At 62.9% G+C, this 13,771-nt stretch carries 12 protein-coding genes; 2 read left to right on the forward strand and 10 right to left on the reverse strand.

Translation table 11 applies throughout. The annotated features are described in order from the left end of the window. The 3 genes from ACHZD8_RS11735 to ACHZD8_RS11745 all read right to left on the reverse strand — a co-directional run. A partial coding sequence (locus ACHZD8_RS11735) for a relaxase domain-containing protein (RefSeq protein ID WP_394770609.1) occupies positions 1-589 on the reverse strand: 589 nt, incomplete at its 3' end. 292 nt (positions 590-881) lie between these two features. Further along, positions 882-1,388 (reverse strand): hypothetical protein, encoded by a 507-nt coding sequence (locus ACHZD8_RS11740; RefSeq protein WP_394770610.1) that lies wholly within the window; start codon positions 1,386-1,388, stop codon positions 882-884. A gap of 128 nt (positions 1,389-1,516) precedes the next feature. Further along, positions 1,517-2,155: a GNAT family N-acetyltransferase gene (locus ACHZD8_RS11745; protein ID WP_394770611.1), complete on the reverse strand. Its 639-nt coding sequence runs from the start codon at positions 2,153-2,155 to the stop codon at positions 1,517-1,519. A gap of 210 nt (positions 2,156-2,365) precedes the next feature. Here ACHZD8_RS11745 and ACHZD8_RS11750 point away from each other — a divergent pair, with 210 nt between their 5' ends. Next, positions 2,366-3,430 carry a hypothetical protein gene (locus tag ACHZD8_RS11750; RefSeq protein ID WP_394770612.1) on the forward strand — a complete coding sequence of 355 codons (1,065 nt, stop codon included), beginning with the start codon at positions 2,366-2,368 and terminating at the stop codon, positions 3,428-3,430. Here ACHZD8_RS11750 and ACHZD8_RS11755 read toward each other — a convergent pair. The 6 genes from ACHZD8_RS11755 to ACHZD8_RS11780 form a co-directional block, all read right to left on the reverse strand. Continuing rightward, complete coding sequence (locus ACHZD8_RS11755; RefSeq protein WP_394770613.1) at positions 3,427-4,419, reverse strand: IS481 family transposase; 993 nt, start codon at positions 4,417-4,419, stop codon at positions 3,427-3,429. The genes ACHZD8_RS11750 and ACHZD8_RS11755 overlap by 4 nt on opposite strands. 346 nt (positions 4,420-4,765) lie before the next feature. After that, positions 4,766-6,517, reverse strand: a complete 1,752-nt coding sequence (locus tag ACHZD8_RS11760) for an alpha-glucosidase (RefSeq protein WP_394770614.1) — start codon at positions 6,515-6,517, stop codon at positions 4,766-4,768. After that, positions 6,514-8,148 carry a glycoside hydrolase family 66 protein gene (locus tag ACHZD8_RS11765; protein WP_394770615.1) on the reverse strand — a complete coding sequence of 545 codons (1,635 nt, stop codon included), beginning with the start codon at positions 8,146-8,148 and terminating at the stop codon, positions 6,514-6,516. Before ACHZD8_RS11765 ends, ACHZD8_RS11760 begins: the two co-directional genes overlap by 4 nt. Further along, complete coding sequence (locus ACHZD8_RS11770; protein WP_394770616.1) at positions 8,145-9,020, reverse strand: carbohydrate ABC transporter permease; 876 nt, start codon at positions 9,018-9,020, stop codon at positions 8,145-8,147. Before ACHZD8_RS11770 ends, ACHZD8_RS11765 begins: the two co-directional genes overlap by 4 nt. After that, the gene (locus ACHZD8_RS11775) at positions 9,017-10,024 is read right to left on the reverse strand and encodes a carbohydrate ABC transporter permease (protein WP_394770617.1); all 1,008 of its coding nucleotides are present in this window, start codon (positions 10,022-10,024) and stop codon (positions 9,017-9,019) included. The genes ACHZD8_RS11770 and ACHZD8_RS11775 overlap by 4 nt, the downstream gene beginning before the upstream one ends. Positions 10,025-10,028: 4 nt before the next feature. Continuing rightward, positions 10,029-11,312, reverse strand: a complete 1,284-nt coding sequence (locus ACHZD8_RS11780; RefSeq protein WP_394770618.1) for an extracellular solute-binding protein — start codon at positions 11,310-11,312, stop codon at positions 10,029-10,031. A 196-nt stretch (positions 11,313-11,508) separates the two neighbouring features. On the opposite strand from ACHZD8_RS11780, the gene ACHZD8_RS11785 reads away from it, so the two are divergent. After that, a complete protein-coding gene (locus ACHZD8_RS11785) occupies positions 11,509-12,654 on the forward strand; it encodes an ROK family protein (protein WP_394770619.1) in 1,146 nt (381 codons plus the stop codon). 377 nt (positions 12,655-13,031) lie between these two features. Here ACHZD8_RS11785 and ACHZD8_RS11790 read toward each other — a convergent pair whose 3' ends face one another. Further along, positions 13,032-13,745 carry a hypothetical protein gene (locus ACHZD8_RS11790; protein ID WP_394770620.1) on the reverse strand — a complete coding sequence of 238 codons (714 nt, stop codon included), beginning with the start codon at positions 13,743-13,745 and terminating at the stop codon, positions 13,032-13,034. Positions 13,746-13,771 lie beyond the last annotated feature (26 nt).

Genomic DNA, 13,771 nt, shown 5'->3' on the forward strand with positions numbered 1-13,771 from the left:
GCTTGAACAGCGCCGCGGTGTCCAACCCCCGCCAGGCGCCGGCCGCCCACACCCTCGTCCCGACCTGAAAGTGGATGTGCCGGTGCGGATCCCCTGCCCGCGAGGTCTTATGGACGACCGACACTGTCTCCAGCTTTTCGACCGGGACAACTTCCTGCCGACCGCGCGGCCCGACCCGGGTGACTGAGTGCTGGCCGAGCCAGCGCCGGACCTCGCTCATCGCGTCCCTCTGCGCCACATCCAACGCCTCCGACACATCCGAATGCAGCGCGGCCGCGATAGACAGCGACTTCGGCGCGTTGACTACCATCTCGGCAAACCGTGGCGACCCGTGCCGGTCCTCGCCCGCTTGTCGCGGAGTCCCAATCGACTCGTCCGTGAACGGGTTGATCCAATCGACCCATAGGCCGTACTCTTCCGGCGTCAGCGCGCCCTCACCAATCACGACACCGCAGCAGTCGACCACGGAGAACTCCGCCAGAGCGACCCCGCCCTCCAGGTAGTACTCATCAGCCCGGGAGCGATCGGATTCCAGATAACGGCGGGCGTCCGCACCCGAACCCCGGAACAGGATCACGCCGCCTCTCATGCCCATACCTCGCGTTCTTGCTCATGTATTAGCAACTAACGATGGTAGCATACGTCCATTCAATAGCGGGTAATCGTAGGGGGAGGAACAGATGGAAGTCGAGCCGCGGCGGGCAGGTTCCGGTCGTTGCCGTTGGGACTTCGGAATTGGAGGGGCTCATGATTTGCGAGGAGGCCGTAGGCCTCTATCGCCTCGAGGATTCGCTCTCTCAAGCGCGAGGACATTCTTGTCTGCTTTGGCGAGAGTTCTGCCCAACCATCAACGCCCGCTTCTGCCCAACTGGCCGTTGTGGCTACGCGGTGCTCAGGTCGGCACGAATCGCGCGCTCCAGCTTGTGAATCATTGCCACGAGGTTGCCGCTTGCGCTCTTGAATTCCGTCCCGAGGCCTGCCTCTGGCTCCCTGTGCAGGGCACTAGCTGCTCGTTGAATTGCTTGAAGCACGTCGGCCGCGATGGCCTGAACGTCTTCGGGGGCATATAGGTGCAGATGCGCTGTTGTGAGCGCACGCGTCGTATCGGCCATGAGTCCGGCATCTCGTCTTAGTCCAGCGTCGAGCTCGCTTAGCGTCAGATCAATGTCCCTCGCCTTGCCCAAGAAGTCAGCGTAGGCCTCTCGCTTGCGCTCTCGGAGCCACTGACGATGTTCGAGATTTCGGCTCTGATCCCATTGGAGCTCAGCCGCAGCGATCGCTGCCTCTGAATTCCTGCGGTTGAAACTGCCGGCGATCCAGGCGCCGCCGAGGCCTGCGACGACTGCGCTAGCTGCTATGGTGATGAGTCGTACCGTTTCGCCGTCCATGGGCTCATGGTACCGACTAGCCCATGGCACAAAGACTCGACATCCGTCACCAATCTCATAGCTGCACCCCACGCGAAGACAATCGGTCAACTCGGACTTGCACCTCGACGATCTTAATCGAGGAACCCTCAGCGGATCATTCGGGACGTTTGCATGTTCTCCCATTGATCTTCGATCTTCGTCGCTCCGTCGAAGCTGAATCCGTTGCGACGATAGAAGGCGTGTGCCCGCGGATTGTCGGAAGCAACCCAGAGCATGCACGGCGCGGTGCCGATCGCTGCATCGAGGAGAGGCTGAGCCAACCCGCTCCCGTGATTCCCCGGCAGAACGTAGATCAGGCCAAGTTCCAAGTCGCGCGGAGGGTTCTCTTCGCGCGGCTCGCGTGCGACAGCGAATCCGACGATCTGATCGTCGACTCTGGCAACCCAGACGGTGCGGCCAAGCTCTAGGGCGCGCCGAAAGCCATTGGCGATGTCTTGCTCAGAAATGCGCGCGAGGAAGCCCGGCGAAAGAAGGTGGGCATAGGCTTGGCGCCAGGATGCGACATTGACGTGCGCGATTCCGGCTGCGTCATCGACCGTCGCTGCGTTTACGAGCGTCCCCATGACCAGATCATAGGGCTGGGCGGCACATTCGGCTTGTGTAGGGATTGAAGTCGCTTCAGTGCGGTCGGGTTGTCTGGTCTCGATAGTCCAGGTGTCCACCGAGGACCGAGAGAGCAACGACGACGACACTTCATATGGCCGCCCTTGGATCAGAGTGGCCACGACGGCATTATTCAGAATCGTTCACAACCGGGAGGCAACGCTCCGGTACCGGATCTGCTCGACATAATGATTGGAATACGCCTCATGTTTGGTTCGGCGTAGTTGCCGCCCGAGAGGATCCCAAGTGCGTCGCATGACAACTGAATCGAGCATTCAGCCCGTATCGACGGAACTAGTTTCGAAGTATGCCCCGCTTGGGTGGCGGTACCGATGATCACGATCATGATCGGCGGAGTCGCTTCCACCGCGGTGTCGTTTGTTTTGAGCTTCCTCGCAATCAAGGTGCACAAGTCGCTCAGGCAACGGCCGACCACGACTGGTTTCCGCAAATGGCTACACGAGAGCGGGGGCACATTGGTCGTTATCTCGGCGGTTCTCGCCTATTTCTCCGCCCACCTCGTTTCGCAGAGTACGCCAACCACGCCCGGACTCGCAGTACTCGCCCTTGCGGTCGTGTTCGGTGGGATTGGTGCAGCCTCAGGGACCGACCTCTACCCCTCGAGCGGTCCTCGGCGACTTCGGCGATGGGTCACGCTGATCGTCATCCCCGCCGCCGCTCTCGTGTTTGCCGTCGCGATGCTGACGATGAAGAACGCACGCGGTCTCCCCTTGGCGCACACTTCGATCTCGTTCACCCGGGACGTCGGACCTGTCTTGTGGTCCGGAACGGTCCTGGCATTTATCGCGGCCGTCGCATTGATTGTGGTGCTGACCTCCGCGGTGACCATCGGCATCGGTTCGGCGACCCGTGTCGACGGGTTGATTCCTGGAGCAGCCGTCGCCGCAATCGGGTCCTACGTGCTCATCGGCTTCTGGCAGTTCAATCAAATCTGTCACTCCTCGACAAACTCGGCTGCTGCCGTCCCGGCGCCTGAGTGCTATTCGGTGGCGAATCCGCTCGATCTGGCGACGACTGCAGCCTGCATGGCCGGAGCGCTCCTCGGCTTTCTATGGTGGAACACTCATCCCGCGCAAATCCACTTCGGCCACGACGGCGCCTTCGCCGTGGGCGGCACCCTGTCGGCGTTGGCCGCGCTGAGCCACACCGAGCTGCTGCTCGTCCTCCTCGCAGCGCCGTTGGCACTCTGGCCAGTGTTACGACGAGTGATCGGCTCCGTATCAAACGGGTCCGAGCCGACGCTGTCCGCGCGACGAGGCGACAATCTCAGCGACATCAACTTGATTGTTCGCTACTGGATCGTCGCCATCCTCTTCGTCACCGCCGGAATATCCACCTTCTACCTTGAATGGGTGCTGCTGTCGCAGGCCGCCTAGCTGTACTGCCCAGGGACGTTGGTTAACCGGCTTATGGGTGGCTTGGCTCCGGTCGCGGTGTGGGGCCTGTGGTGATTGTATTCATGGAGCCAGGCTGGAAGGGCGTTTCTCCGCGCTGATTCGCTGGCGTAGTGGCGGGAGAATGCCCACTCGTTGGCGAGCGTGCGGTGGAAGCGCTCGATTTTCCCGTTGGTCTGCGGCCGATAGGGGCGGGTCCTTTTTGCCTTGATGCCCAGCTCCGCGCAGGTATCGCGCCAGAGGTAGGAATTGTAGGCGGGCCCGTTGTCGGAGAGCACCCGCTCGACGATGACGCCGCGGACGGCGAACCACGACACGGCGCGCAGCAGGACGCCGACGGCGGTCGCAGCGGTCTCGTCGTCGTGGATCTCGGCGTAGGCGACGCGGGAGTGATCGTCGATGACAGTGTGGACGAACGCTGTGCCGATCAACCGGTGTCCGCTGGGGCTGGTCTTAGTCGTTGCGGTTGCCACTCGGTTCGCCTGCCCTTGAGCGCGTCCAACATAACGCCAGCCGCCGCCGCCGGGAATGTTGCCGAGTTTCTTCACATCGACGTGGATCAGATCCCCCGGCTTCTCGTGTTCGTAACGACGCACGACCTCACCCGTCCTGACATCGACGTGGTGAAGCTTGTTGAGTCGACAGCGCACCAGAACGGCATGGACGGTCGATGCCGGCATGCCGAGCTTCGCGCCGATCGCGATCGGTCCGAGCCGTTTCTTCCACCGCAGATGCACGACTTTCCGCACCAGGTTCTGCGGGGTTTTCTTCGGGCTGTGGTGCGGGCGCGACGACCTGTCGGCCATCCCCGCCACGCCCATCGCCGCGTACCGGCCGGCCCACCGTTTCGCGGTCGGCCAGGACACGTTGAACTGCCGGGCGGCCTGAACGACCGGCCACCCGTCGTCGATGATCAGACGCGCGATGCGCAAACGGTGTTTCGGAGTCAGAGCAGCATTAGCGTGGGACACGAGGACCTCCAGGATCGTGTTGTGGTTTGCCTTTGACAGCTCCCACTTTCACTCCCGGAGGTCCTCGCTCACGTTCACCGACTACAGCGAGTCGTCACATCCACTCAACCAACCTGCCTGGGCAGTACACCTAGCAGCCACGTCTCGCTCAACAAGCTCGAATAGTTTCATCCCATGGCTCTTTAATCGCCCACGACTGCGAACGAACCCAGTAGGCAAATGGGGAACCACCAGCGCGACAGCCTTGGACCCGCTCCACTTTCGGCGGACCGCCTTGGCTGTGTCGCTCGGGAAGGTCAAGCCGACGCGCTATGTGCAGGTACACCGATGAAATGTCCGTCCAGCGCTAGAGGCAATAGCGCCGAAGGATCCGGACTTCCCACGGGCGAAGCAACATGTCGGCCGCCGTCGGCGCGTAATTGGCAAGCAGGAGTTCCGAGCCGGACCAGCTTTCGAGGTCCATCTCCTCGACGTTCTCAAGATCGGTGGGCGCGTCCGCAAAGTTGGCGATGACGAGAAGTTGTGTAGTCCCGGCTGTGCGCGTGAACGCGAACACGCTCGGATTATCCGGGGCGAGCATCCGGAAGTCCCCATGGGCTACGGCCGGTTCGTCGTGTCGAAGCTGGATGAGGGAACGATAGAACTCGAACACCGACCCGGCTATGCCGCGCTGGCTGGCGGCGTTGATCGTGATGTAGTTCGCGTTGGTGTCTATCCACGGTGTGCCGGTGGAGAATCCTGCGTTGTCCGCGGCGGACCATTGCATCGGAGTTCGGGCGTTGTCCCGCCCCACGCGCCGGATGTTCGCCAGCGTCGAGTCCGCAGTGACATCGGGATCTCGCAAGGCCTCCGACACGTAGTTGAGAGACTCGATGTCCCGAAGGTCGTCATGAGAGGCGAAGGGCACGTTTGTCATGCCGAGCTCCTCACCCTGGTACACGAACGGCGTGCCTCGCTGAAGGTGCAGCACCGCGGCCAGGAGCCGAGCGGATTCCGACCAGTACCGGCCGTCGTTGCCGAAGCGGCTGACGATCCGTGGTTGATCGTGATTGTTCCAGTAGAGACTGTTCCAGCCGGATTCCGCCAGACCGTCTTGCCAGCGCATGAAGGAGCGCTTGAGCGTGAGGAGGTCGAACGGCACGTGCTGCCATTTGGTCGCGCCCTGGTCGATACCGACGTGCTCGAATTGGAACACCATGTCAAGTTCCTGACGTACCGGGTCGGTGTAGAGCCGCGCCTGCTCTACCGTGGCTCCGGGCATCTCGCCGACCGTCACGAAATCGCCGCCCCGTGAGCCGAACACTTCGACGTGCATTTCGTGCAGGAATTCATGGATGCGAGGCCCGTAACTGAAATGTGGAAAGCCGTTGCCGAGGCCGCTGGGTGATTGCACTTCCCCGTCGGGCAACGCCGGATCCTTCGAGATGAGGTTGATGACGTCCATCCGGAATCCGTCAACTCCTCGATCCAACCACCACCGCATCATCGAGTAGATCGCCGTGCGCACCTCAGGGTTCTCCCAGTTGAGGTCAGGCTGCTTGCGGTCAAAGAGGTGAAGGTAGTACTCGCGGGAAGACTTATCGAACTCCCACGTGGGGCCGGAAAAGAAGGACTCCCAGTTGGTGGGCTCGGCCCCTCGATCTCCTCCGAGTTGCCCCGGACGCGGGGCGCGCCACCAGTACCAGTCACGCTTCGGGCTCGACGGCCCGCTGGCCGATTCGATGAACCACGGATGCTCGTCCGAGGTGTGGTTCACGACGAGATCCATCACGATCTTCATGCCTCGCCGGTGAAGCTCGGCCACCAGTCGGTCGAAGTCGTCGAGAGTTCCATAGCTCGGGTCGATCGCTTGGTAGTCGCTGATGTCGTAGCCGTTGTCGGCGTGGGGTGAGGCATAGATCGGCGAGAGCCAGACGACATCGATCCCCAGCTCATCGAGATAGTCGACATGGTGGAGGATCCCCGGCAGATCGCCTATGCCATCGCCGTTCGAGTCGGCGAAGCTGCGCGGGTAGACCTGGTAGACCACGGCAGATTTCCACCATGCGTCCGTCTGTTCTGGGGTGGTCTCCACGAGGAGGGTCGCTGCGTCGGTCATCGGTGACGTCCCGTTTCTGTCAGTGGCGTTTCGGGTTCACCGACCAGATCGATGAGGATGAGTTGCCAGATCGTCGGAGCCGGCAATTCGGCAATGGCGTAGTCGCCTTCGCGACTGACGGCAACGTCGATCAGGCGGGGACTGGTGTCTGGGTCGGCCACCCGTACCCGGGGAAGGTCAGGCCCGGGGAGTCGAATGCGAAGCGTGCCTGGGCCCGGGCTCACCGGGGTGTTCCGTGCCGAATCCCACAGCGCATCGGTTTGGCCGACGAGGTTGATCAGATGCACGACCAGCCGATCCCCGATCTGGGTGACCCGTCTCCAGACGGACCTGGCGTCTGCCGTCTCCGAGACGGGCGCCGCGACGAAGCTCACGTCGCAGTCGTCGTTGTAACTTCCGGTATAAGCCCCGGTCACGTCGATAATTCCCCGCGCGAGCAGAAGTGCGTCGTGCTCCACGACGAAGTCGTACCATCGGGTGAGCATCGTCGCGGTTGACGGCTCGACGACATGGTTTCGCACGTAGTACGGGTCGACCAGAATGCGGTCGGCCTCTCCTGCGAGCAACTGCGTTGCTCCGTGCGAGAAGAGCGTCGCCATAGTGAATGACGTTGCGAGGTCTGCAGCAGCCGCCGACGCGGTGTCGTACACATGCTGGTAGGCCGCGACGACGACGGGCTTGCCCGCCGAAATGCTTCGTGCCCGAGTCACCACCGCAGCGAGAGAGCCGAGTGTTACCTGCGGAGGCCACACTTCGATGTACACGGCGTCCTGTGGCGAGCGAGCCGTCGCCCAGGTGGGGAAGTCGTTGACGTTGTTGAAGACCAGGTGGGCGTCCGGAGTGGCTGCGCGCACGGAGCCGATCATGGCCTGAAACGATTCGGCGACGTCGACCGCGGCGCCGTCCGCCCGCAGCGCCCGTTTCGGATAGCCGTACTGGTCGAGGTGGAAGCCATCGAATCCGATCGCGGCTATCGCCTGCTGGAGTTGGCCGGTGAAACTGTCGAGCCACTCCTCAGCCGCCGGGTCCAGAAGGAAGAGGAAGTCGCCGAGGCCGTACGGTTCCCCGCGTGCCGTGAGCAGGGCGTGCTGCTTCCAGTGCGGCCATTCATCGGGTCCGACGGCGTAGACCGCCGCGTAGCCGAGCGCCCGGGATCCTGCCCGCTGCACTGCTGAAACCAGACGCCGCACGGTGTCGAGCGAGACGGGCTGCCCGAGAGCGTCACGGTAGTCCTCGCCCCCGCCGAGGAGGTCGGCGTGACGGTAGGCCCAGTCGTAGAACTGCACTCCCGTGAGGTGCAGGCGACGGACCAAATCGCTCACCTCGGCCACGTCCCGTCCCGGGGAGTAGTCGACGACGAAGCCATACCGCAGCCGGGCTCGTGCGTCGTCGCTGACCTCGATGGCTGTGCGCACGACACGATCACCGATCCGCAATTCCACCCCGTACCCGCCAGGGGGAAGCAGGGGGAGGGTGATGGTGCCCAGTCCACTGTAGTCCGCGTGGTGAATGGGGTCTCCGAGACTCCACACCGTGATTCGACCGGGGTTGGTGGATCCGCGGACCTCGATCTCGACTGGCTCGTCGCTTCCGAATCGAGCGCCCGTGGGGAGCAGCTCTGCAGCACTCATCCCTTCACCGCCCCGGAGGTGAGCCCCTGGACGAAGTGGCGTTGGAAGACGAGGAAGACGATGATCACCGGGATTACGGCGATCAGCGATGCCGCGAAGACGAGCCCCCATTGGGTTGCATTCGCGCCGTGGAATGCCGCGATCGCCAGCGGCAACGTCCGGCGTTCCGGGCTGTTGATCATCGTGAGCGCGAGCGGGAATTCGTCCCAACAGGCGAGGAAAGTGAAGATCGTCGCAGTCGCGATCGCGGGCCGGGCAAGGGGCAAGGCCAGGCGCCAGTACCGGGACCACGCGCTTGCTCCGTCGACCTGCATGGCCTGGTCAAGCTCGCCGGGGATCGAGGCTAGGAATCCGCGCAGCAGGAAGGTGTTCAGCGCGAGCGAACCGGCGACATAGAAGACGATGAGCCCCGGAAGGGAGTCCAGCAGGTTCCAATACTTGGCAAGCACGAACTGGGGGATTAAGAGCATCACGGCCGGAATCGCCAGCCCAGCCAGGAGGATGCGGAAGATGAGTTCCTTCCCGACGAAGGCGAAGCGGGCGAACGCGAAGGCCATCATCGAGCTGATCAGCACCGAGAAGGCCGTCGCGGTGACGGCGACGATGAGCGAATTGCCGAAGTAGAGCAGGAAGTTCTGGCTCGTGAGCGCCTCGGAATAGTTCGCCGTCGTCGCCGGGTTCGGGATGAACTGTGGCGGGAAGGTGAGCACGTACGCCTGGGCCTTGAAGCTCGTCGAGACCATGTACACGAACGGTGTGACCATGACAAGAGCGCCGACGATGAGAACGACGTAGCGGAATGTCGTGGCGGCACCGCGTGCTGCAGCTGTGCCGGATCGTGCGTGGGTCGTCTGTGTGCGGATCGCGGTCATGCGAGTTCCTCCCCTGTCGCCTGTTCACGGAACAGCCGAAGCTGCAGGATCGCCAGGGCGAACACGATCACGGACAGGATCACGGCGATCGCCGACCCGTACCCGAAGTCCAGATAGGTGAATGCCTGGGTGTACATGTAGCTGAGGACGACATCCGTCGATCCGATTGGTCCGCCGCCAGTGAGGAGCAGGACGGAGGTGAAGACGTTGAATCCGCCGATGACGAGCATGACGGTTACGAACACTGTCGCGGGGGAGATCGCGGGGAGGGTCACTGCGCGAAACCGTTGCCAGCTGTTGGCTCCGTCGACCGTCGCGGCCTCTTCCAAGGATTGGGGAACGCCTTGCAGGGCGGCGAGGAAGATCATCATCGACCAGCCGATGCCCTTCCAAATCCCCAGCGCACAGATGGCGACAAGTGCCGTTCCGCGGGTCGACAGCCAGGAGACGTCGCTGGTCATGAGGTGAAGGAAGTCGTGGAGGGTGAAGTTCACAAGTCCCTGGTCGGCGAACAGGTACTTGAACAGGAGGGAGACCACCACCCAGCTCGTGACCACCGGGAGGTAGAACAGGACACGGAAGAGGGGCTGGGAGGGGCTTTTGCGCTTGAGAAGTGTCGCGATGAACAGGCCGATGATGATCTGCGGGGGCACGGTGGCGAGCATGTAGATTCCGCTGTTCGACAGGCTCAGCCAGAAGTGGCCGTCCTGGAACGCTCTGGCGTAATTGTCGAGGCCGATGAAGTCGCTGACCGCGCCGGAGACGATCTTCCAGTCGAAGAAGCTCATCCGGAAGGCTTGGAGCGCCGGATAGACGATCGCAGCGACGAAGAGAAGCACTCCCGGCGCGAGGAAGAGGTACGGGATCGCCAGGGTGCGGAACCGAATCGCGGTCAGCGGGCGCCTGCGCCTGCGGGGTGTGGGACCTGCCTCGCGCGGCAGCGCGACGGAGAGGTTCTCCGTCGCGCTGCCCACCGAGGACGGGTCCATGGTGATCAGTGGCAATTGCTTACTTTCCGCCGGCCAGAAGACCGTCGATCTCACCGGCGGCCTTGGTGAGGGCATCCTTCACTGTGGTCGTTCCGGTGAACGCCGGTGTCAGATCCGTCGAGAGGATCGTGTCCACCTTGGATGCCTGCGGAATCGCGAGGCGCGACTTCGCGGTCTTGAGCTGGTTCGCGAAGGTGCCGTAGTAGGGCGCGATGCTCGCCTGCTGACTGGCGAAGGCGGGCACCACAGTCATCTGCCCGGTCTTGACCATCGCGATCTGAAACTTCTCCGACTGGGTGAAGCGAATGAACTTCATCGCAGCATCCTGGTGCTTCGACGAGGACGTGAGAACGATGTCCTCACCGCCGACCACGCTGACCGACCCGCCGTCGCCGGCCGGAACCGGGGAGTAGATGGGCTTGAAGTCGGGATATTGGCCGGTCCAGATTCCCTGCATCCATGGTCCGTCGAGAATGTTCGCGTAGACGCCTCCCGGAAGACCGTCCGAGGTCGACTTCGCTCCCTGATTCCCGGTGATCAGATTTGGGATCTCTCCCGCCTTGTACAGGTCGACGAGCATCTGCACGGCAGCAACGCTCTTCGAATCATTCAGGTACCCGGTCGACTTGGTCTGCTTGCTGTTGGTGATTGCGCCGCCGCCGGACCAGATCCAAGGGGAGATGTTCCATGCGCCGAGGCCGCCGTCGGCGAACACCGAAAGGCCGGTGCCTTTGAGGGCAGACGCCATGGTCTTCAGCTCCGCGAAGGTCTTCGGCGGGGCGGTCATCTTCGCCGCGTCCAGGGACTTCTGGCTCGAGATAAGCACCCGGGTGTTGGTGTCGAGAGGAAGCCCGTAGTACTTGCCCTTGTATAGGTTGGTCGCAAGGGACCCTGGGTAGACCGCTTTCGACAGCGCCGTGTAGTCGGGCATTTTCGCGCTGAGCGGGACCAGGGCCCCGAGGTCGGCGAACTGGGGGACCCATCCCAAGTCGGCTCGTACGAGGTCGGGTAGCTGGTCGCCTGCGGCGCTCGTCGTGAGCTTCTGCAGCAGGGCGTCGTACGCCACGTCGACGTAGTTCACGGTGATTCCCGGGTTTGCCTTCTCGAATGCCGGGATCAACTCCTTGTTGAGGGCATCCTGCTGGGTGGAATTGCCGCCGTTCCCGTAGGCACCCCAGAACGTGATCGTGACCGGCTTGCTCGCGGTGCTTGCTCCGGTCGAACCCGAAGAGCAACCGGCAGCAACGAGGGCAACGGCCGCTGCCACTGCCACCGCCGATCCGATCGTGCTAAAACGCTTCATTGCGATTCTCCTGTCGTCATTGTCGGACACTGGTGTTGTCTCACCGCCGTGAGAATTGCTGCAGTGTGAATAGTTCTACGGCAAAAGTAATAGGGTGTCAATAGTTGGCAAAAACCCGCCTCAGGGCGATATATTGTTTATCCACGGAACTAACCCGTTTTTCCAATTCGAGGCTGTCGAGACGAGAGGAAGGCCGATGGTCATTTCCACGCCGCCCTGGACGCCGGACACGGGGGCGTCGCGCCTGGTAGCGCTGGAAGTCCTCATAAATGGGCCCATCTCGCGAAGCGACATCGCCCGGAAACTCGATCTTTCGCCTGGTTCGCTAACCCGATTGAGCACCCCCCTCATCGACAGCGGCCTCCTGGTCGAGGTCGAGGAACGCGCCGATGGGCGCGCCGGACGACCGACGCGGCCGCTCGACATCGTGCCCAATTCGCAACATTTCCTCGGTATGAAGCTCACCGGCGACGCGGTCCTCGCCGTTGTGACCGACCTGCGCGCGAACATCCTCCACTCCCGATCTCTTCCGCTTCCCTCTCGTGAACCAGCGGATGTGGCCTCCGTTATCGCGCAGCTGGCCAGGCAACTCCGCGAACTCGTTCCCTCCGTGACTGCGATGGGGGTGGGAATCGGTGGCCTGGTGGCAGATCATTCGGTTGTGCTGAGCGCGCCATTCCTCGGATGGAACGACATCGACCTGGGACGAATGCTCGAAGCACTCACTGGGCTCCCGGTCGTCATTGACAACGACGTAGTGGCCTTCACCGAATCGGAACACTGGTTTGGTGCCGGGCGCGGAGCCGACCGATTCGCCGTCATCACTCTGGGTGTCGGCATCGGCTACGGCCTCGTGATCCACGACGAGATCGTCGTTGACGCCGACTCGGGGCTCGGGCTCGTCGGGCACTGGCCACTGGACCCATTCGGACCGCTCTGCCCGGCCGGACATCGCGGCTGCGCGCGGAGCACACTGACTCTCTCCGCCATCAGTCAGGCGGTTTCTTTGGCGCTCGGGCGCACCGTGGACTATGACGAGGCACTCTCCCTTGCGATCTTGGGAGACCCGCTTGCAAGACGGGTCGTTGACGACGCGGGGCGCGGGCTCGGCCGGCTCCTTGCCGCGGTCGCCAACCTCACCTCCCCGCAGCGCATCATCCTTGGCGGCGAAGGTGTGCGGCTCGTGGACGTAGCTACCGACGCCGTCCACGAGGGCATCAGCATCGACCGGGATCCACGGGCAAGACCCTTGAACATTGTCACGACCCCAGGAGATGACTCCGAATGGTGTCGCGGAGCCGCCGTGATTGCCATCCAACGGTACGTGCTCGGCAAACGATAGCCGGAGGGGCAACGCCAAGCAGCTAGGACTGTCAGACAGGTTCAACAGATCCCGAACCCCACGACACGCCTGCCCTCACCGCTGCCGCCGACCAATCGAGACCGCTTGAGCAGCCGACGGCCGCGCGTCAAGACTCGCCTTCAGACGAGCGAGCCCACGCCTTCCCGAAAGCCGGACCCCCTACGGACACTCCCCCGTCGTCATTGACATCGGACCCGCTCGAGATCAAACGATGTCCGTATAGGTGTCCCGTTGGGAATTCGCGCTCAGGTACGTCATACGCGACAGATGGGTTCAATCCGAACTGCCTCGATGGTGACCTCCGTTTGGACGCGCCTCTCGATGCACTGCCAGGCAGAGCTGGCCCCGCGAAGTCGCTATCCGGCGCGCCCGCGGCGGCCCGCAGGCAGCAGCCCTCGGGCGCGAGCCTTGGCGACCCACCCCTGAGCGGTGGAAAGGGCGACACCGTTAATCTGCGCGATGGTGGCGCTGGGGTTCTTGTCGCCCTGTTGCGTGAGGCGACCGTGCTGGAGAGCAACTCGCTGGTAGAAGTCGGGATCTTGCTTGGCGGTACCTCCGAGGGGATTGAGTAGGGCGCGCTCGGGGATCTTGCGTCCGCTGGGCAGGACGATCTTGCCCCCGGTGATGGTGTGCGCGCGCTTCATGGCAAACAGGCGTTTGTTGATCGCGGCCTCGATCTGCGCCGTGGGCAGCTCGCGCAGCATCCTGCTGGTGATGGGATCACCTGGGCGCCACGGCAGATAGACCACGCCGGTGATGCGCACCTCCTCTGGCACGGCGTACATCTGGCGTTGCAGTCTGACAAAGACCCGCGTGTGGGTCTCGACGTGTTCGAGGTAACGCCAGCGGCCGTCAACGGTCTCGTTCTGCTCAGATCCGAGCCGCGCTCCAAGGTCGGAGCCATCGCCGGTCCAGTCGTCGTATCCCAGGCTGGCGTCTATCTGTGCGCTGGCGTCAGTGCTGCGCTCTCCGGGGAACCTCGTGGGCAGAAGCCACCCCCCGGGCAGGTCTTCTGGTCGAATCAGGCCGTCCTTGCCCTGGTTGGCAAACGGTGGGTTCAAGTCCTTCACATCTCTGATGATATCGGCGAATGCCT

Source organism: Lacisediminihabitans sp. (genome assembly GCF_043726815.1).
Taxonomy (GTDB): domain Bacteria; phylum Actinomycetota; class Actinomycetes; order Actinomycetales; family Microbacteriaceae; genus Lacisediminihabitans.